This is a genomic window from Thalassococcus arenae, assembly GCF_019104745.1.
GTDB classification, from domain to species: domain Bacteria; phylum Pseudomonadota; class Alphaproteobacteria; order Rhodobacterales; family Rhodobacteraceae; genus Thalassococcus_B; species Thalassococcus_B arenae.
This window is the reverse complement of the sequence record NZ_JAHRWL010000002.1, coordinates 868,214-886,442: the sequence shown is the minus strand read 5'-3', so window position 1 is coordinate 886,442 and position 18,229 is coordinate 868,214. Positions and strand designations below refer to the sequence as shown.

Sequence of the window (18,229 nt, the reverse complement as noted above, 5' to 3'; positions counted from 1 at the left end):
CTATGACCCGCGTCAGGCACCCGTAGCTCAGCTGGATAGAGCGCTGCCCTCCGAAGGCAGAGGCCAGAGGTTCGAATCCTCTCGGGTGCGCCATTTTCCCGAACATGCGATCAGTTCCGGCATTGCTAGCCGGGTTCGTTCCCGGCGATCGCGCCGCTGATCAGTTGATAGGAGAGCAGATCACGGATTTCGGCTGGATCGCGGATCAGGCGGCGCAGGCGGTTGCGCAGCGTTGCGATGCGACGGGCCTCGGCTGCTTCGATCCGGGATGCGGTTTCGGTTTCGGCGAATTCGAACCTCAGTGTCGCGCCGGCGGGAGCCTGGGCCACGCGTGGCAGGTCGGCGGCCAGAACGGTGCCGATGCGGGGATACCCGCCGGTGGTCTGGCATTCCGTCATCAACACGAAGGGCGTGCCGTCACCGGTGATCTGCACGTCGCCCGGCACGACCACCTCGGACAGGACCGACAGCCCCGCCTGGCTGGCATAGGGTGCGTCCGACGGGATCAGGCGGACGCCCATCCGGTTGCCGCGGGTGTCTCGGCGGAATGGATCGGACAGAAACCGCGCCAGTTCGTCGCTTGAGAAAAGTCGGGTCTGCGGTCCGGCCAGCAGTCGCACCCGCCCGCCCTCGAACCGCGGATCGGGGTCGAGGCACAAGCCGACCCGGTCGGGTTTCGGATCGACGCCCACGGAAAGGATCTGGCCGGCGGCAACCGGCGTGCCCAGCCCGGCGGCGAGATGCGCTGCGCGCGAACCCAATCGGATCGGCGTGTCGAACCCGCCGCCGACATGCAGGTAGCCGTAGCAGCCTGCGGTGACGCCACCGATCTCCAGCCGTGCGCCTTGGGGCAGGGCGTGGCTGGCGTTCCAGGCGATGCGCGTGCCGTCGATGCTGGCTGACATCGGTGCGCCGCTGAGAGCGATGCGCAGGTCCTGCATGGCCTCGAAAACGCCTCCGAAACCGGCCATTTCCAGCGCCGCCAGGTCCGTGTCCTGTCCCAGCAACGCCGCGCCTTCGGACAGGGCCAGCCGGTCGGCGGCGCCGCCGCGCGACAGGCCGAACCCGAGATAGCCGGGCCGGCCCATATCCTGAACCGTGACACCCGGCCCGGCGCGCAGTACCCGCAGCGCGCTCATGGCAGCGGCTCGAACGCGGCGCCGCCATCGGGGCCCTGGTCGCACAGGCCGTCCAGCATGTCTGCGGGGACGGGGACGAATTCCACCTCGTCGCCCGCGCGCAGAACGAAGGGCGTGTCGCTGTCGGGGCGAAAGGCGCGAAAGGCGGTCTGGCCGACATGCCGCCATCCCGTCGGGGTCGAGACCGAGAACAGCACCAGTTGCCGGATCGCCACGGTCAGCGCGCCGACGGGAATGCGCTCGGTCAGCCGGCTTTGCCGCGGGATGTCCCAGGCGGGCGGCAATTCGCCCAGATAGGGCTGGCCCGGGGCAAAGCCGATGGTCTGCACCCGCACGCGGGTCTCAGCGATCGACCGGATCGCAGCATCCGGGGTCAGCCCGGCCGCCTCGGCCGCTTCGGCCAGTTGCGGGGCCAGATCGGTGCCGAAGACGGTGGGGATGCGGATCAGCCGCCGGCCCGGCGGCAGATCGGCGCCGTACCAGTCGCGTTGCGCCAACAGGGCCTCGACCGCTGCGCGCATGTCGGCCAGGCCGGTGGCGGACGGATCGTAGCGCAGGTAGACCGAGGCGAGAGAGGTCGAGCTTTCGGCCACGCCGGGCAGGGCGGTGTCGGCCGCCGCGCGAAAGGCCAGCGCGGCACGGTTGGCCGCTTCGCTCAGCCGGTCGCCGAAACCCACTAGCAGCCCGTCGCTGCCCAAGGGATCGAGCCGGGGAAAGCCCGCGCCGCCGGGCCGGGTCGTATCGCGCGGTGCAGCCATCGCGGTTATTGCAGCGCGTCGGGCAGGAACAACGCGATTTGTGGAAAGGCGATCAACGCCACAACCATCAGCAGCATCATCAGCAGATAGGGGATCGTGCCGATCATCACCTCGGACATCCGCCCCGACCGTCGCGCGCCTTGCACCACATACAGGTTGAGACCCACCGGAGGCGTGATCAGCGCCATCTCGATCAGCACGATCATCAGGATGCCGAACCAGATCGGGTCGAACCCCTGCGCCACGACCAGCGGCACGATGATCGGGATCGTGATGACCATCAGCGACAGCGTCTCGATGAAGAAACCCAGCACGATGTAGATCAGCACCACCACCATCATGAAGGCCAGCGGCGACAGGCCGAGCCCTTCGAGGAAGGCCTGCAGCTCACGCCCGATGCCGGCCGAGGCCAGGGTGAAATTCAGGAACGATGCGCCGATCACCACCAGCATGATCATCGAGGTGATCTTGACCGTGCCCAGGATCGCCTCGCGCAGCATGGCCAGGGTCACGCCGCTGAACATCGCGGCGATGGCGATGGCGCCCGCGACGCCCACGGCGGCGGCTTCGGTGGGCGTGGCCCAGCCCTGGTAGATCGTGCCGATGATGATGGTGAACAAAAGGATGATCGGGATCAGTTCCAGCAATGCGCGCAGCATCTCGGACAGCGGAAAGACCCGGCGCTGGCCGCCCAGTTCGGGCCGAAGCGCGCACAGGATGGCCGTGATCGCGATGAAGGCCAGCGCCAGCGCGATGCCGGGCACCAGCCCCGCCAGGAACAGCCGCGGGATCGAGGTCTGGGTCAGAAAGCCGTAGACGATCAGGTTGATCGAGGGCGGGATCATGATCCCCAGCGTGCCGCCCGCCGCGATGGCGCCGGAAAACAGCTTGGGATCGTAGCCCAGTTTCTCGGCCTGCGGCATGGCTACCGTGGCTACGGTCGCGGCGGTGGCCACCGACGACCCGGACGTGGCCGAAAACATCGTCGCGGTGGCCACGTTGGCATGGACCAGCCCGCCCGGCAGCCAGCTGACCCAGCGGTCCAGCGCGGCATAGGTGCGGGTGGCGATGCCGCTGCGCACCAGGATCTCGCCCAGCAGGACGAAGAACGGAATGGCGATCAGAGTGGCGTTGTTCGAGGTCGACCAGACCAGGTTGCCCAAGCCCTTTGTCAGTGGAAACGGGCTGAAGAAGGCGTCGATACCGAAACCCAGCAGGAAAAGCACGATGCCGACAGGGATCGACAGGCACAGCAGGCCCAGCAGCCCGGCGGTGATGTATCCGATCATTTCAGGGCATCCAGTTCGCCAAAGGTTCCGATCGTCGCTTCCGAAGCCTTGAAATCGCCGCGCAGGACCAGGATCACGGCGGCCACGAAAGTCAGCCAGGCCATCACCGCGAACCACGCCCAGCCCGCAAGCCAGGGCGCCTGGACCAGCGCCAGCGGGGTTTCCAGCGGCGTGTTCGCGCGCGAGGAATTGGCCAGCGACCGTGACAGCACCGGCCAGCCGCGAATGGCGATCAGCGTCACCGTGCCCGCCAGCGCCAGCATCGCGGCCAGGTCGAACAGCGCGCGCCCGGGGGCGGGCGCGCGGCTGCGCAGCAGGTCGATGCGGACATGACCCAGTTCGAGCAGCGTATAGCCCATGCCCCAGGCCGTCGCGATGGCCATGACATAGCCGCTGATCTCGTCGGTGCCGCCCAGCGAGGATCCCAACTGGCGCAAGACGATATCCGCCAGCACGAAGGCCACGCAGCCCATCAGCAGAACGCCGACCAGCAGGGCCACGACGCGGTTGACGCGCCGAAGGGTGGAAAGCAAGTCTTGCGCCATTGGGGGGTCCTCCTGCGGCCGTTTGTCAGCCGCCGATCATCACGCCGACGGTCTTGCCGACGCTGTCGTTCCAGCGCTGCGCCCAGTCGCCGCCGGCACGTTCGGCCCAGTCGGGCAGAACCTTGCCCACCAGCACTTCGCGCGCCTTGGCGAAATCGGCGTCGGAGACCGAAACCAGCGTCATCGACCGCGCGTCACCCGAGGCGCAGGCGCCGTTGCCGGTCAGGCAGGCGATGTCGTTGTCCAGCGCGCCCTGGGCAGCGGCCCAGGCGGGGCCTTCGAAATCGGTGGCGATGCTTTCCTCGATCAGCGCCTTGGTGGCGTCGTCCAGGCTGTTCCACTTGTCCAGGTTGATCGCGGTCACGACGCTGTCCCAGCCGCCCAGCGGGATCGGCAGCAGATGCGTCGACACCTCCCACCAGCCGGCGGAATAGCCCGACCCGGCGCCGGTGATGGCGCAATCCACCACGCCCTTCTGCAGCGCGCCCGGCACTTCGGAAAAGCTGACGTTCACGCCCTCGGCGCCGAGCGCCTCGAGGAACAGCGTGGTCATCCGGCCCGAACCGCGCACCTTCTTGCCGGCCAGGTCGTCCAACCCGTTGATCTCGGCATTGCAGAAAACGACCTGCGGCGGATAAGGCGCGATGGCCAGTACATGGCTATTGAATCGCGCGTTGTAGATATCCTCGACCATCGGGCGGGCGGCGTCGACCATCGCGCGCGCCTCGTCGGCGGTCAGCGCCAGCAGCGGCACGTCCAGCCCTTCCAGTTCGGGCGCATCCGCCACGGCATAGTCCGCCACGGTCATCGCCACGTCATAGACGCCGTCGCCCAACAAGCGGAACACATCGCCCACGCCGAGGTTCATCTGGTTGTGCGTGGTTAGCGCGACGTTCAGGTTGCCGCCGGACGCGGCGGGCAGCTTTTCCGACCAAAACGGCGCTTCGAATTCCATGTGCAGCGGCAGGCCCGACCAGCTGCCGACGACCGACAGGTCCTCGGCAAGGACGGGCCCGGCCAGCATCGTGGTCGCGGCAAGCATCGCAATCGTGGTTCTCATCGTGTCTCTCCTTGTTGGTTCGGTATCTCAGGGTGTCTTTTCGGGGGGTAGAACGGGCACCTCGGCATCCTCGGGGATGTCGGTGATCAGCATGTGGCCCGGCTTGTGCGTGATGCAGAGCGGTGCGCCCGCGGCCTCGAGCGCCACCTGCGGGGTCACGCCGCAGGCCCAGAAGACCGGGACATGGCCGGGCAGGACCGGCGCCGGATCGCCCCAGTCGGGGCGGGTCACTTCCGCGATGCCGATGGCAGCGGGATCGCCGGCATGGACCGGTGCGCCATGGGCCAGAGGAAAGCGGCGCGAGATGTCGGTGACCGCGGCAACGCTGTCGCGCGCGACGGACCGCATCGACACCACCATCTTGCCGCGGAACGGGCCTGCGGGGACGGTGTCGATGCTGGACCGGAACATCGGCACGGTGCTGTCGTTCTCGATATGCCAGACCGGGATGTCGGCCTCGATCAGCGCGCGTTCGAAGGTGAACGAACAGCCAAGGGCGAAAGCCACCAGGTCATCGCGCCACAAGGCGGAAATGTCGGTCACGGTTTCGGCCAGGCGACCGTCGCGATAGATGTTGTAGGCGGGCACATCGGTGCGGATGTCGATGTCGCGTCCCAGCGTGCGCATCATCGGATCGCCGGTATCGGACACGCCCACCAACGGGCAGGGCTTGGGGTTGCGCTGGCAATAGCGCATGAAATCCAGCGCGAAATCCTGCGGCAGGATGGCCAGGTTGGTCTGCAGAAAACCCAGGCCCAGCCCGGCCGTGTGCGAACGGTAATCCCCGCTGCGGATCGCGGTGCGCACGTCGCGCACCGTCCCGGTTCGGAGTGTCTGATGATCCTTGGCCAATCGGCATCCCCCTGTTGCCAACAGGCATGACACCGCGCCTTGATAAAATCCAATTCAAATATTTACGCGCTATGCATAAGCGAAATCTATGTCAGGCGTAATCCCGCGCCACCTCGCGGGCCATGCGGGCGGCGGTTTCGATCATCGGGCTGTGCGGATCGGCCAGGTAGGACGCGGTGAAATGCAACGGCGGCGGCACCCAGCCGGGGTCGAATTCGCGGATCGTGCCTTTGGCAACGAAATCGCGGCCCAGGGCGCGCGGCAGGGCAGCGACACCCAGATCGGCCTCGACCAGCCGGAAACAGGCCGACAGCGATGAGGACGGGAAAAGCGTGACGCCCGGGCCGATGTGATCCTGCAACAACTTCTTCAATTCGCGGTAGGGACGGGTCTGGCGGGCATAGGTCAGGACCGGGCGCTGCAAATGGCCGGCCGGATCGGACCGCGCCGGCGCCTTGGCCGACACGTACCACGCCAGGTCGAAACCCGGAAGATCGACATTGTCGACCGAAAACTCCGACACCGGGCCCAGCAACACGGCCAGGTCCAGTGCGCGGTCCAGCAGGGCCGCGCGCAGGTTGATCGAGATATCGACATGCAGTTCGATCTCGAGCCGCGGATACAATCCGTGCAGGCGGTAGATGAGGTCGGGCAGCCAGCATTGCGCGATGGTCTCGGACACGCCCAGCCGCAACCGCCCCTCGACGCCTTCGGGCGCGGTGATGTCGCGCTGGACAAGGCCGGTCAGCCGTTCGAACTGTTCGGCATAGCCCAACAGCATCTCGCCCCGCTTGGTCAGTCGCAGGCCGCCCCCGTGCCGGTCGAACAGCGCCGCGCCGATGCTGGCCTCGAGATTGCGGATGCGCGCGGTCACCGCGGGCTGGGTCAGGTGCAGCGCCTCGGCGGCCTTGGTGACGCCGCCCAGGCGGACGACGTGCAGAAAGGCGTTCAGCTGGTCGAGGTTGATCTGGCTCATGCGGTCACTCTGGCAGGCCGGACCGGCGGCGAACAGGGTGATCGGCGCGCGTCAGACCTTGGCCGCATCGCGCTTGCGCCGTTCTTCCAGCACATGCGCGGCCAGACCCTGGGTATAGCGGCACAGATCGGCCAGCCCGGCCTCGGCGGCGGTGCCGTCCCCGGCCTCGACCGCATCGGCGATGGCGACGTGGCGGGCGATGATCTCGGCCCGCGACCGGGCGGTGAAGGTGATCATGTTCATCAGCGGCTGCATCGCCTCGACCGCGCCGGCCAGGTGGTAGGACAGAACCGGGTTCTGCGCCCCGTCCACCAATGCCCGGTGAAAGGTCACGTCCGAGGCGCAGAACGCCTCGTCGCTCAGCCCTTGCTGACCCTGGCGGTGGATTTCGGCGCGCATGGTGGCCAGGTGATCTGCGCTGCGCCGCGCCGCCGACAGCGGCGCGCAGGCCCGTTCCAGCGCAAAGCGCGCTTCGCAGGCGGTGTCGAAATCGACCTCGTTCATCGACAGAAGCAGCGTCGCGGTGGTGATCTGCTGGCCATGCGCGGCCTCGAAGGTGATCCGGTTGACGAACGCCCCGCCGAAGGCACCACGCTGCGTGCGGATCAGCGATTGCGCCGCCAGCCGTTTCAGCGCCTCGCGCACGGTGGTGCGGCTGACGGCGAATTGCTCGGCCAGTTCGGCCTCGGATGGCAGGCGTTCGTCGACGATCAGCTTGCCCGACACGATGGCGTCGCGGATCGCCTCGGCGATCTGGGCTGACAGGTCAGACGTGGCTTTTGGGTCAATTTTCATTTGTCAGACATTTAATTGTCTGACAATTATCCCGTCAAGTCGAGTCGGGGAGGGCAGCGATGAATCCGGTCCTGAGAAGCGCAGCATGGCTGGCCTTCTTCGGTGCGATTCTGGCGGCCTGGGCCTGGCTTTACCTGATGGCGACGGGCATGGGCCTGGACTGGATCGGCCGGCCTGACGCCATGGCTGAGGCGATGCGCGGCATGGACCCGCGGATGCCGATGGACATGCCGATGGCACGGTTCGGGCCGCTGTTCTGGATGTGGGCCGCGATGATGGCGGCGATGATGCTGCCCACGATGGTGCCGACCTTGCGCGCCTACGAAGACCTGATGCACAGCGCCAATGGCAGCATCGCGGGCTGGCTTGGGCTGGTTGCCGGATATTTCGCCGTCTGGGTCGGGTTTGCCGCGCTGATCGCGGGTGTGCAACTGGCGCTTCTGTTCGGCGGTGTGATCGACATGCTGGGGATCGGCATCACGCGCGCCTTTCAAGCTGGGCTGCTGATCGTCGTCGGCGCGTTCCAGTTCACCCGTGCCAAGGAGGTTTGCCACGGCGTCTGCCACGCGCCCATGACCTATTTCCTGGGCCATTGGCGCCCGGGCGGCATGGGCGGATTGCGCATGGGACTGAACCTTGGCGCCTATTGCGTCGGCTGCTGCTGGGGTTTCATGGCGCTCGGTTTCGTCGGCGGGGTGATGAGCCTGTTGTGGATGGGTCTCGCCACGGCGTTCATGGTTCTTGAGAAATTGCCGCAGATCGGCCACCGGGTGATGAAACCCGCCGGTGTCGCGCTGATCGCGGGCGGTCTGGCCGTCCTGGCCTGGCCGATGATGACCGGAGGATAAGACATGGCACCCACCAAACGCCCCGACGCCGACAGGTTGCCGATCAGCCAGCGGATCGATCAACGGATGCAGAACCCAAAGCGGCGGCAGATGAACCCGACCGACTGGGCGATCAAGGGCGAGCTGTTCCTCAACTGCTCGTGCACCGTCTTCTGTCCCTGCGTTGTCAGCCTGGGCAAGCACGAGCCGACCGAAGGCGATTGCAAGGCCTGGATGGCCATCGCCATCGACGAGGGGCATTACGAGGGCGAAAGCCTGGCGGGGCTGAATGTCGGCCTGATGGTCTATATTCCCGGCCGCATGGCCGAAGGCGGCTGGCAGGTCGCGGCCTATGTCGACGAACGCGCCAGCGGCAAGGCCTACAATGGCATCCTGCGCATCTTCTCGGGCCAGGCCGGCGGCACTACGGGGCTGTTCACCATGCTCGTCAGCGACATCATCTCGGCCGAACGCGAAAAGGTCGAGATCGTGCGCGAGGGCACCAAGCGCGGTCTTTACGTGGGCCGCAAGATCCAGGGCGAGATCGAGATGATCGAAGGCGCAAGCCCCGACCATCCGGTGATGATCTCGAACTCCAAGTACTGGATGGGCCCCGACATCATCGCCGCGCGCGGCACCAAGTCGAAGGTGCGCGATTTCGGCCATGTCTGGGATTTCGGCGGCAAGTCGGCCGAAATCTGCCCGATCGACTGGTCCGGCAGCGCGGGCGGCAAATGATCTCGCCCGACTACGCGCGCATGATGGCGCGCTACAACGCCTGGCAGAACCAGTGGATGTTCGCCGCCGCCAACGGGCTGAGCGAGGAGGAGCGGCGCGCCGACCGCGGCGCCTTCTTTGGCTCGATCCATGCCACGCTGGCGCATCTTTTCTGGGGCGACACGCTTTGGGTCGCGCGGTTCGACGGCGGGCCGGGGCCCGATCCGTTGCCCGATGTCGCGTTGTCGCAACTCGACTGGGCCACGCTCTACGACTGGCCCACGATGATGGCCGAGCGGCCGAAACTCGATGCGCGTCTCGCGTCCTGGGCGTGGTCCACCGAACAGGGCGATTTCGAGGGCGATCTCAGCTGGTATTCCAAGGCGCTGCAACGCGACATGACCAAGCCCCGCGCGGTCTGCGTGATGCAGCTGTTCAACCACCAGACCCATCATCGCGGGCAGGTCCACGCGATGCTGACCGCGTTCGGGGTCAGGACCCACGACACCGACATTCCCTTCATGCCAGACGAGGTTCCGGAATGGCATTGATTTCCCCGTCCCGGCGCCTGCGCAGGACCCCTTTTTCCGACGGCGTCGAAGCCGCCGGCGTCAAGGGATACACGGTCTACAACCACATGCTGCTGCCCACGGTCTTTCATTCGGTCGAGGAAGATTACCGGCACCTGAAAGAGGCGGTGCAGGTCTGGGACGTGGCCTGCGAACGCCAGGTCGAACTGCGCGGGCCCGACGCCGCGCGCCTGATGCAGATGCTGACGCCGCGCGACCTGCGCGGGATGCTGCCCGGGCAGTGTTTCTACGTGCCCATCGTCGACGAGACCGGCGGCATGCTGAACGACCCCGTTGCCGTCAAGCTGGCCGAGGACCGTTGGTGGATCTCGATCGCCGACAGCGATCTGCTGCTTTGGGTCAAGGGCATCGCCTATGGCTATCGCCTCGATGTGCTGATCGACGAACCGGATGTGTCTCCGCTGGCGGTGCAGGGGCCGAAGTCGGACGATCTGATGGCGCGGGTCTTTGGCGATGCGGTGCGCGACATCCGGTTCTTCCGCTTCGGCTGGTTCGAGTTCCAGGGCCGCAGCCATGTCGTCGCGCGGTCGGGCTATTCCAAGCAGGGTGGGTTCGAGATCTATGTCGACGGCACCGATGCCGGGATGCCGCTGTGGAACGCGCTGATGGAAGCCGGGCGCGACCTGGACGTGCGCGCCGGCTGTCCCAACCTGATCGAAAGGATCGAGGGCGGGCTGCTGAGCTACGGCAACGACATGGACCGCACCAACACGCCGCATGAATGCGGGTTGGGCCGGTTCTGCAACACCGCCACCGCCATCGGCTGCGTCGGCCGTGACGCGCTGCTGCGGGTGGCGACAGACGGCCCGGTGCGCCAGATCCGCGCCATCGAGATCGAGGGCCCCGTGCCGGGTTGCGACCGGTTCTGGCCGTTGATGGACGGCGACAAGCGGGTGGGCCGCGTGACCAGCGCCGCCAACAGCCCGGATTTCGGCACCGGTGTGGCGATCGGCATGGTACGGATGACGCATTGGGATGCCGGCACCGAGTTGCGGGTGGACACGCCGGACGGCCCGCGCGCGGCCCGCGTGCGCGAGGCGTTCTGGATCTGACGCGGATGGCGCGGGCGGATGCGAGGGGCCAGCCCCTCGCGCTCCCCGGAGTTTACCCGGCAAGATGAAGACAGGGAGAAAGACGATGAGCTTCAAGGCATTGGTGGTCCGCAAGGACGAGGACAGCGGCAAGACATCCGCCGCGGTGGAAACGCTCGAGATGGGCGATCTGCCCCAGGCCGAGGTGACGGTCGCCGTCGAGTATTCCACCGTCAACTACAAGGACGGGCTGTGCATCGGGCCGGGGGGCGGGCTGGTGCGCAAGTATCCGCATGTGCCGGGCATCGATTTCGCCGGCACGGTCGAGACATCCGACGACGCCCGCTACAAGCCCGGCGACAAGGTCGTGCTGACCGGCTGGCGCGTCGGCGAGGCGCATTGGGGCGGCTATTCGCAGAAGGCGCGGGTCAAGGCCGACTGGCTGGTGCCGCTGCCCGAGGGGTTGGATACCCGGCAGGCCATGGCGGTGGGCACGGCCGGCTTTACCGCGATGCTGGCGGTGATGGCGCTGGAGGATCACGGCCTGAAGCCGGGTCACGGTCCGGTCCTGGTGACGGGTGCCGCGGGCGGCGTGGGATCGGTCGCCACGGCGATCCTGGCCAAGCTGGGCCACGAGGTCGCGGCGGTGACCGGCCGGCCCGAGACCGAGGCCTATCTGAGGGATCTCGGCGCCACGCAGATCGTGCCGCGCGAAGAGATCAACGAGACCGTCAAGCGGCCTCTGGAATCCGAGACCTGGACGGGCTGCGTCGATGCCGTCGGCGGAGCGATGCTGGCCCGCGTGCTGGGGCAGATGAAATACGGCGCCTCGGTGGCCGCGGTCGGCCTGGCTGGCGGGGCGGGTCTGCCCGCGACCGTCGTGCCGTTTCTTTTGCGCGGGGTGAACCTGCTGGGCATCGACAGCGTCATGCAGCCCTACGACAACCGCCTGCGCGCCTGGGAGCGGATCGCCCGCGACCTGCCGATGACCAAGCTCGAAGCGATGGTGCACCCCGCCACGCTGGCCGATCTGCCGGGCCTCGGTGCCGACATCCTCAAGGGTCAGGTCAAGGGCCGCGTGGTGGTCGACGTCAACGCCTGAACCGGCGCCGCATCTGCGACCGGCGTCCCCGCCGGTCGCGGCAAACGCCGCCCGGTGCCCAGGAGCCGGGCACAGGCCGCTGCGCCCTGCCGCATGCCGGCATCGAGTCGGCGCGCGCGATACGCGCCTGCATGCTCCACGCATGTCGCTTTTGGCCCCCGGACCGGCGGGCACACCGTGGACGTGTTTCAATTTCGGCGTTCCTGTTCTAGGGTAAACGATGGAACCAAGCCCCGGGCGACACCGTTGCCATCGGGGACATCCGCAAGAATTGCCGGAGGGAGGGACCGAATGTTCAGGAAAATAATGGTACCGGTGGACCTGGCGCATCGCGAGCGATTGCAGCGGGCGCTGGATTGCGCCGTGGATCTTGCGGCGCATTACGGGGCCGAACTGGTTTATGTCGGCGTGACATCGGGCACACCGTCATCGGTGGCGCACACGCCGGCCGAATACGGCAGGAAACTGTCGGCCTTCGCGGCCGAACAGACGTCGGGCAGGGGGCTGAGCGCTTCGGCCCACCCGGTCGTCGCCCACGACCCCACCACCGAGGTGGACGATGCACTGATGAAGGCGGTGGACGACACCGGCGCCGACCTCGTGGTGATGCAAAGCCATATCCCCGGGTTGTTGGACTATGTCTGGCCGTCCAACGGTGGAAAGATCGCCGAACACGCGCGCTGTTCGGTCTTCGTGGTGCGCGGCTGAGCCCGGCTCTCGGGAAACCGCGCGAAACCGCTACAAAAAACAGGGAGGCCGAAATGGCCGATGAAACGACAAACCAGGGAATCCCCGCGCCCGAAGGCTCGGCGGACATCATCGAAACCGACTACGAGATCGGTCAGGACAATATCGAGACCAGGATCGGTCCGTTCGGGCTCGACATCCACAACCCGGTGTTCCTGATCTCGGGTTTGTCGGTTGTGGCCTTCGTCGCATACGCCTTGGCCGCACCGGCGCAGGCCGAGGCGTTCTTTGGCTGGTTGCGCCCGACGCTGACCAGCACCTTCGACTGGTTCTTTCTGATGGCGGCCAATATCTTCGTCATCTTCTGCCTCATTCTGATCGTGACGCCGGTCGGCTCGGTCCGTCTGGGCGGGGCGGACGCGACGCCCGATTACGGCTATCCGGGTTGGTTCGCGATGCTGTTCGCCGCGGGCATGGGCATCGGGCTGATGTTCTTCGGCGTTCTGGAACCGGCCTATTACTTCGGCACGCCCTGGGGCGACGAGCCGTTGGGCACGGTGCGCCCCTTCACCGAGGATGGCCAACTGATTGCGGCGAATGTCGAAGAAGCACGGCGCATGGCCCTGGCAGCCACGTCGTATCATTGGGCGCTGCACCCCTGGGCGATCTATGCGGTCGTCGCGCTGGCGCTGGCCCTGTTCAGCTACAACAAGGGGCTGCCGCTGTCGATCCGTTCGGCCTTCTACCCGATCCTGGGCGAACGGGTCTGGGGCTGGTGGGGCCACATCATCGACACGCTGGCGGTGTTCGCCACGCTGTTCGGGCTGGCCACGTCTCTGGGCGTCGGTGCGCAGCAGGCCAATGCAGGGCTCGACTACGTCTATGGCATTCCCAGCAGCATCACGGTTCAGGTGATCCTGATCATCGGCATCACCGCGGTGGCGCTGATCTCGGTGCTGCGCGGGCTTGACGGCGGGGTCAAGGTGCTGTCCGAGATCAACATGGTGATCGCGGCGGCGTTGCTGTTCTTCGTGCTGTTCGCCGCCGGGGCAGGCACCATCCTGAGCGAGTTCGTCGCCGGCCTGGGCGCCTACGCGCGCGAGGTCATCCCGCTGTCCAACCCGTTCGGCCGCGAGGATACCGGCTATATGCAGGGCTGGACGGCGTTCTACTGGGCCTGGTGGATTTCGTGGTCGCCCTTTGTCGGGATGTTCATTGCCCGCGTCAGCCGTGGCCGCACGGTGCGCGAATTCGTCATCTGCGTGCTGATCATCCCGTCGCTTGTCTGCGTCCTGTGGATGGCGGTCTTTGGTGGCACGGCGATCAATGACATGATCGCCAATCCCGAGACCAGCGCGGTCAAGGCCAACGTGATCGACGCCTACCGGCCCGAATTGTCGTTGTTCGCCATGCTGGAAAGCCTGCCGCTGACAGCGATCACGTCGACGGTCGGGATCGTTCTGGTGATCGTGTTCTTCGTCACGTCGTCGGACAGCGGTTCGCTGGTGATCGACACGATCACGGCGGGCGGCAAGATCGACGCCCCGGTGCCGCAGCGGGTGTTCTGGTGCACCTTCGAGGGGCTGGTGGCGATCGCGCTGTTGATCGGCGGCGGTCTGACCTCGCTGCAGGCGATGGTGATTTCGACCGGCCTGCCTTTCACGGTGGTTCTGCTGTTGATGTGCTACGCGATCTGGAAGGGTCTGATGAGCGAACGCCGCGCCTGATCCGCGGGTGACGGCCATGCATCGTGGCGCCGTCCGGGCATTGCAGCTCGGGCGGCTTTCCGCTTTCTTGGCGCCGGGGAAAACCGGGCGGAGACCGAGACCATGCTGGACATCGAATTCGTGCGCGCGCAGTTCCCGGCCTTTGCCGAGCCGTCGCTGCAGGGGCAGGCGTTCTTTGAAAACGCCGGCGGGTCCTATGCCTGCGCGCCCGTCATCGACCGGCTGACGCGGTTCTACCGGGAACGCAAGGTACAACCCTATGGGCCGTACCAGGCAAGCCGCCTGGGCGGCGAGGAGATGGACGAGGCGCGGCGGCGGATGGCCGCCCTGCTGGGCGTGGCGACCGACGAACTCGGCTTCGGTCCCTCGACGACGCAGAACACCTATGTGTTGGCCCAGGCATTCCGCCGGATGATGCAGCCGGGCGAGGCGATCGTCGTCACCAACCAGGATCACGAGGCCAATTCCGGCCCCTGGCGGCGCCTGGCCGAGGACGGGATCGAGATCCGCGAATGGCGCATGGACCCCGAGACCGGCCATCTCGACCCCGCGGCGCTGGAACGCCTGCTGGACGACAAGGTCCGGCTGGTCTGTTTCCCGCATTGCTCGAACGTGGTGGGCGAGATCAACCCGGTGACCGAAATCACCGCGCTGGCCCATGCCGCGGGCGCCTTTGTCTGCGTCGACGGGGTCAGCTATGCGCCGCACGGCTTTCCCGATATCGGCGCGCTTGGTCCCGATATCTACCTTTTTTCCAGCTACAAGACCTATGGCCCGCACCAGGGGATCATGGTGACCCGCCGCGCGCTGGCTGAAACGCTGCCGAACCAGGGGCATTATTTCAACGGCGGCACGCTCTACAAACGCTTCACCCCGGCCGGGCCGGACCATGCGCAGATCGCCGCCTGTGCCGGCATGGCCGATTATGTCGACACCTTGGCAGCCCATCACGGGGTCGCGGCCGGTGGCGTGCACGGTCTGATGCGCGCGCATGAAACCCGGCTGCTGCAACCCTTGCTCGACTGGCTGGCCGCGCGCAACGACCTGCGCCTGCTGGGCCCACGCCGGGCCGAGGCGCGTGCACCCACCGTCGCGGTCGCGCTGGCGCGGCGGGGCGAGGATGTCGCCGCAGACCTGGCACCGCATGGCATCATGGCGGGCGGCGGCGATTTCTACGCCGTGCGCGCCTTGCAGGGCATGGGGGTGGATGCCGATCACGGCGTGCTGCGGCTGTCCTTCGTGCATTACACCTCGGAGGCCGAGATCGGCCGGCTGATCGAAACGCTGGAGCGGGTGCTCTGATGGCACAGGCGGGGCATGCGTATTTTTCAAAGAGAAGAAGCCCCTTGTCTGCAGCGGATCGGCCCTAGCTTGAGGTCGAAGACGTAAGGGGCTGATATGGGCGAGACTTCTCCGATCCTGGTCTGGATGCGCCGCGACCTGCGGCTGAGCGACCATCCGGCGCTGCACAAGGCGGCCGCAAGCGGCAGGCCGGTCATCCCGGTTTTCATCCGCGACGGGCTGGTCGATGGGCTGGGCGCCGCGCCGAAATGGCGGTTGGGGCTTGGCCTGGAGCATTTCGCCCAACGCCTCGCCGACAAGGGTTCGCGACTGATCCTGCGCTCGGGTGACGCGCGCGCCGTGTTGCTGGAGCTGATCGAACAGACCGGGGCCGGGGCGGTCTGCTGGATGCGCGCCTATGACCCCGACAGCGTCGAACGCGACAAGGCGGTCAAGGCGGCGCTCAGGGAACGCGACATCGACGCCGAAAGCCTTGCCGGTCACGTGCTGTTCGAGCCCTGGACGGTCGAAACCAGGACCGGTGGCTTCTACAAGGTCTACACCCCGTTCTGGAAGGCCGTGAAGGGGCGCGACGTGGCCGCACCCTTGCCCGCGCCGTCCGAGTTTCGCGCGCCCGGCACGTGGCCCGACAGCGAGGCGCTGGAGGACTGGGCCCTGGGCGCGGCGATGCGGCGCGGCGCGTCGGTTGTGCGACCCCATGTGCGGCTGGGCGAAGACGCGGCACAGGCGCGGCTGGGGGCCTTCATGGCGCACAAGGTCGCCGAATACGATGACACCCGCGACCTGCCTTCGGTGGACGGCACGTCCTGCCTGTCGGAAAACCTGGCCTTGGGCGAGATCAGCGCCGCGCAATGCTGGCACGCTGGCATCCGCGCCCGCGAGGAAGGCAAGGCCGGGGCCGAGACCTTTCTCAAGGAACTGGTCTGGCGCGACTTCGCCTATCACCTGATGTGGCACACGCCCCGCATCCTGACCGAGAACTGGCGCGAGGAATGGGCCGGCTTTCCCTGGAACACCGACGAACGCCGCGCCGAGGTCAAGGCGTGGAAACAGGGCCGCACCGGTATCCGCTTTGTCGATGCCGGCATGCGCGAGATGTACGTCACCGGCCGGATGCACAACCGCGCGCGGATGATCGTCGCCAGTTACCTGACCAAGCATCTGCTGTGCCATTGGCAGATCGGGCTGAAATGGTTCGAGGACTGCCTGATCGACTGGGACCCGGCCAGCAACGCCATGGGCTGGCAATGGTCGGCCGGGTCGGGGCCGGACGCCACACCCTATTTCCGGGTCTTCAACCCGGTGACGCAGCGCGACAAGTTCGACCCGAAACGGGCCTATGTGGATCGCTGGATCGCCGAGGGCCGGCGCAATCCCGGCAAAGACGCGCTGAGCTATTTCGACGCCATCCCGCAACACTGGCACATGGCGCCCGGCGATCCCTATCCGGATCCGATCGTTCCCGTCGACGAAGGCCGCAAGCGCGCGCTGGATGCCTACGAAAACCGGGGCTTCTGATCGCGAAGGCGAAAAACCACAAACACTCAAAACGTTAACCTTCGCGCTTGCCGTAAAAGCCTTTGGGCCTATAGCGTGTCAAGAACGCGTGACAGAGGAAGTGACATGATCCTGACCGGTACCGAGGGCCAGAAAGACCTGCCCCGCTATTTCACGCGGGTCTTCGACGCGGTCACGCAGCTCAACACGGGGCGGCTGGACTTCGTGCTGCCCGATGGCCGGCATTTTCGCGCCGAGGGTCGCAACCCCGGCCCGGTGGCGGAAATCGCGATCCACAATCGCGACGTCTTTGCCCGCCTGATCCGCGAAGGCGACCTGGGTTTTTGCGACGCCTATCTGGACGGCTGGTGGTCGACGCCCGATCTCATGGCCTTCATGGACCTGGTGCATGCCGACAACGACGAACTCTATGACGGCTTTCCTGGCATGAGCCTGGTGCGGGCCTACGAACGGATGCGGTTCTGGCTGCAATCGAATTCGCGGCGGCAGGCGAAAAAGAACATCAGCTACCATTACGACCTGGGCAACGAATTCTACGGGCTGTGGCTGGACGAAACGATGACCTATTCCTCGGCCCTGTTCGAAACCGGGCAGGAAAGCACCGAGGCCGCGCAGATCGCCAAATACGCGTCGATGGTCGACCAGATGGGCGTCAAGCCGGGCGATCACGTGCTGGAGATCGGTTGCGGCTGGGGCGGGTTCGCGGAATATGCCGCCAAGGAACGCGGATTGCGCGTCACCGGTCTGACGATCAGCCGCGAACAGTTGAACTACGCCCGGGAACGCATTGAAAAGGCGGGACTGTCCGACCAGGTCGAGTTCAAGTTGCAGGATTATCGCGATGAACGCGGCAGCTATGACGGCATCGCGTCGATCGAGATGTTCGAAGCCGTGGGCGAGAAATACTGGCCGGTCTATTTCGACACCGTGCGGCAAAGGCTGAAACCCGGCGCCAACGCGACCTTGCAGATCATCACCGTTCAGCACGAACGCTGGGACATCTACAAGCGCGGGGTCGATTTCATCCAGAAATATATCTTTCCGGGCGGCATGTTGCCCAGCCCGGTGGTGTTGCGCAACGAGATCGAAAAGGCCGGCCTGCGCACGTTGCGGTCCATCGAGTTCGGTGAAAGCTACAGCCAGACGCTGCGGCGCTGGCATGACACGTTCAACGAGAAATGGGACCAGGTGGCGCAACTTGGGTTCGACAACCGGTTCCGCCGGATGTGGAATTTCTACCTCACGTCTTGCGCCGCGACCTTTCACAGCGGTAATTGTGACGTGACGCAGATCACGATCACGAGAGCGACCTGA

General features: G+C 66.3%; 18 protein-coding genes and 1 tRNA gene. 11 read left to right on the top strand and 8 right to left on the bottom strand.

The window, feature by feature from the left end; translation table 11 throughout:
• Nucleotides 1–16: 16 nt before the first annotated feature.
• A tRNA-Arg gene (locus KUH32_RS15630) sits at nucleotides 17–93 on the top strand.
• A 32-nt stretch (nucleotides 94–125) separates the two neighbouring features.
• Here KUH32_RS15630 and KUH32_RS15625 read toward each other — a convergent pair.
• The 8 genes from KUH32_RS15625 to KUH32_RS15590 form a co-directional block, all read right to left on the bottom strand.
• A complete protein-coding gene (locus KUH32_RS15625) occupies nucleotides 126–1,139 on the bottom strand; it encodes a 5-oxoprolinase subunit C family protein (protein WP_217779527.1) in 1,014 nt (337 codons plus the stop codon).
• Nucleotides 1,136–1,897: a 5-oxoprolinase subunit B family protein gene (locus KUH32_RS15620; protein ID WP_217779526.1), complete on the bottom strand. Its 762-nt coding sequence runs from the start codon at nucleotides 1,895–1,897 to the stop codon at nucleotides 1,136–1,138. Before KUH32_RS15620 ends, KUH32_RS15625 begins: the two co-directional genes overlap by 4 nt.
• A gap of 5 nt (nucleotides 1,898–1,902) precedes the next feature.
• On the bottom strand, nucleotides 1,903–3,186 hold the full coding sequence (locus KUH32_RS15615; RefSeq protein WP_217779525.1) for a TRAP transporter large permease: 1,284 nt from the start codon (nucleotides 3,184–3,186) through the stop codon (nucleotides 1,903–1,905).
• The gene (locus KUH32_RS15610; protein WP_217779524.1) at nucleotides 3,183–3,731 is read right to left on the bottom strand and encodes a TRAP transporter small permease subunit; all 549 of its coding nucleotides are present in this window, start codon (nucleotides 3,729–3,731) and stop codon (nucleotides 3,183–3,185) included. Before KUH32_RS15610 ends, KUH32_RS15615 begins: the two co-directional genes overlap by 4 nt.
• A gap of 25 nt (nucleotides 3,732–3,756) precedes the next feature.
• Nucleotides 3,757–4,791, bottom strand: coding sequence for a TRAP transporter substrate-binding protein (locus KUH32_RS15605; RefSeq protein ID WP_217779523.1), 1,035 nt, complete (start codon nucleotides 4,789–4,791; stop codon nucleotides 3,757–3,759).
• Nucleotides 4,792–4,818: 27 nt separating this feature from the next.
• Nucleotides 4,819–5,643, bottom strand: coding sequence for a putative hydro-lyase (locus tag KUH32_RS15600; protein WP_217779522.1), 825 nt, complete (start codon nucleotides 5,641–5,643; stop codon nucleotides 4,819–4,821).
• A 91-nt stretch (nucleotides 5,644–5,734) separates the two neighbouring features.
• Nucleotides 5,735–6,619: a LysR family transcriptional regulator gene (locus tag KUH32_RS15595; protein WP_217779521.1), complete on the bottom strand. Its 885-nt coding sequence runs from the start codon at nucleotides 6,617–6,619 to the stop codon at nucleotides 5,735–5,737.
• A gap of 51 nt (nucleotides 6,620–6,670) precedes the next feature.
• Entirely contained in the window at nucleotides 6,671–7,414 is a 744-nt protein-coding gene (locus KUH32_RS15590) for a FadR/GntR family transcriptional regulator (RefSeq protein WP_217779520.1), read from the bottom strand.
• A gap of 59 nt (nucleotides 7,415–7,473) precedes the next feature.
• Between KUH32_RS15590 and KUH32_RS15585 the strand changes: the two genes are divergently transcribed.
• The 10 genes from KUH32_RS15585 (at nucleotide 7,474) to KUH32_RS15540 (ending at nucleotide 18,229) form a co-directional block, all read left to right on the top strand.
• Nucleotides 7,474–8,262, top strand: coding sequence for a DUF2182 domain-containing protein (locus KUH32_RS15585; RefSeq protein WP_217779519.1), 789 nt, complete (start codon nucleotides 7,474–7,476; stop codon nucleotides 8,260–8,262).
• 3 nt (nucleotides 8,263–8,265) lie between these two features.
• Complete coding sequence (locus tag KUH32_RS15580) at nucleotides 8,266–8,979, top strand: DUF1326 domain-containing protein (protein WP_217779518.1); 714 nt, start codon at nucleotides 8,266–8,268, stop codon at nucleotides 8,977–8,979.
• A complete protein-coding gene (locus KUH32_RS15575) occupies nucleotides 8,976–9,509 on the top strand; it encodes a DinB family protein (protein ID WP_217779517.1) in 534 nt (177 codons plus the stop codon). Before KUH32_RS15580 ends, KUH32_RS15575 begins: the two co-directional genes overlap by 4 nt.
• Nucleotides 9,500–10,600, top strand: coding sequence for a dimethylsulfoniopropionate demethylase (locus KUH32_RS15570; protein WP_217779516.1), 1,101 nt, complete (start codon nucleotides 9,500–9,502; stop codon nucleotides 10,598–10,600). Before KUH32_RS15575 ends, KUH32_RS15570 begins: the two co-directional genes overlap by 10 nt.
• Before the next feature lie 85 nt (nucleotides 10,601–10,685).
• Nucleotides 10,686–11,681, top strand: coding sequence for an acryloyl-CoA reductase (gene acuI, locus KUH32_RS15565; RefSeq protein WP_217779515.1), 996 nt, complete (start codon nucleotides 10,686–10,688; stop codon nucleotides 11,679–11,681).
• 291 nt (nucleotides 11,682–11,972) lie between these two features.
• On the top strand, nucleotides 11,973–12,389 hold the full coding sequence (locus tag KUH32_RS15560; protein WP_217779514.1) for a universal stress protein: 417 nt from the start codon (nucleotides 11,973–11,975) through the stop codon (nucleotides 12,387–12,389).
• Between the two features lie 53 nt (nucleotides 12,390–12,442).
• Nucleotides 12,443–14,095: a BCCT family transporter gene (locus KUH32_RS15555; RefSeq protein ID WP_217779513.1), complete on the top strand. Its 1,653-nt coding sequence runs from the start codon at nucleotides 12,443–12,445 to the stop codon at nucleotides 14,093–14,095.
• Between the two features lie 102 nt (nucleotides 14,096–14,197).
• A complete protein-coding gene (locus KUH32_RS15550) occupies nucleotides 14,198–15,397 on the top strand; it encodes an aminotransferase class V-fold PLP-dependent enzyme (protein WP_217779512.1) in 1,200 nt (399 codons plus the stop codon).
• Between the two features lie 96 nt (nucleotides 15,398–15,493).
• Nucleotides 15,494–16,915, top strand: a complete 1,422-nt coding sequence (locus KUH32_RS15545) for a cryptochrome/photolyase family protein (protein WP_217779511.1) — start codon at nucleotides 15,494–15,496, stop codon at nucleotides 16,913–16,915.
• A gap of 105 nt (nucleotides 16,916–17,020) precedes the next feature.
• Nucleotides 17,021–18,229, top strand: coding sequence for an SAM-dependent methyltransferase (locus tag KUH32_RS15540; protein ID WP_217779510.1), 1,209 nt, complete (start codon nucleotides 17,021–17,023; stop codon nucleotides 18,227–18,229).

What these genes read in the sequence shown, in the direction of transcription:
- KUH32_RS15540 (WP_217779510.1), top strand. Translation starts at nt 17,021, where the DNA reads ATGATCCTGACCGGTACCGAGGGCCAGAAAGACCTGCCCCGCTATTTC.
- KUH32_RS15560 (WP_217779514.1), top strand. Translation starts at nt 11,973, where the DNA reads ATGTTCAGGAAAATAATGGTACCGGTGGACCTGGCGCATCGCGAGCGA.
- KUH32_RS15595 (WP_217779521.1), bottom strand. Translation starts at nt 6,619, where the DNA reads ATGAGCCAGATCAACCTCGACCAGCTGAACGCCTTTCTGCACGTCGTC.
- KUH32_RS15570 (WP_217779516.1), top strand. Translation starts at nt 9,500, where the DNA reads ATGGCATTGATTTCCCCGTCCCGGCGCCTGCGCAGGACCCCTTTTTCC.
- KUH32_RS15615 (WP_217779525.1), bottom strand. Translation starts at nt 3,186, where the DNA reads ATGATCGGATACATCACCGCCGGGCTGCTGGGCCTGCTGTGCCTGTCG.
- KUH32_RS15555 (WP_217779513.1), top strand. Translation starts at nt 12,443, where the DNA reads ATGGCCGATGAAACGACAAACCAGGGAATCCCCGCGCCCGAAGGCTCG.
- KUH32_RS15610 (WP_217779524.1), bottom strand. Translation starts at nt 3,731, where the DNA reads ATGGCGCAAGACTTGCTTTCCACCCTTCGGCGCGTCAACCGCGTCGTG.
- KUH32_RS15590 (WP_217779520.1), bottom strand. Translation starts at nt 7,414, where the DNA reads ATGAAAATTGACCCAAAAGCCACGTCTGACCTGTCAGCCCAGATCGCC.
- KUH32_RS15580 (WP_217779518.1), top strand. Translation starts at nt 8,266, where the DNA reads ATGGCACCCACCAAACGCCCCGACGCCGACAGGTTGCCGATCAGCCAG.
- KUH32_RS15575 (WP_217779517.1), top strand. Translation starts at nt 8,976, where the DNA reads ATGATCTCGCCCGACTACGCGCGCATGATGGCGCGCTACAACGCCTGG.
- KUH32_RS15545 (WP_217779511.1), top strand. Translation starts at nt 15,494, where the DNA reads ATGGGCGAGACTTCTCCGATCCTGGTCTGGATGCGCCGCGACCTGCGG.
- acuI (WP_217779515.1), top strand. Translation starts at nt 10,686, where the DNA reads ATGAGCTTCAAGGCATTGGTGGTCCGCAAGGACGAGGACAGCGGCAAG.
- KUH32_RS15585 (WP_217779519.1), top strand. Translation starts at nt 7,474, where the DNA reads ATGAATCCGGTCCTGAGAAGCGCAGCATGGCTGGCCTTCTTCGGTGCG.
- KUH32_RS15605 (WP_217779523.1), bottom strand. Translation starts at nt 4,791, where the DNA reads ATGAGAACCACGATTGCGATGCTTGCCGCGACCACGATGCTGGCCGGG.
- KUH32_RS15550 (WP_217779512.1), top strand. Translation starts at nt 14,198, where the DNA reads ATGCTGGACATCGAATTCGTGCGCGCGCAGTTCCCGGCCTTTGCCGAG.
- KUH32_RS15625 (WP_217779527.1), bottom strand. Translation starts at nt 1,139, where the DNA reads ATGAGCGCGCTGCGGGTACTGCGCGCCGGGCCGGGTGTCACGGTTCAG.
- KUH32_RS15620 (WP_217779526.1), bottom strand. Translation starts at nt 1,897, where the DNA reads ATGGCTGCACCGCGCGATACGACCCGGCCCGGCGGCGCGGGCTTTCCC.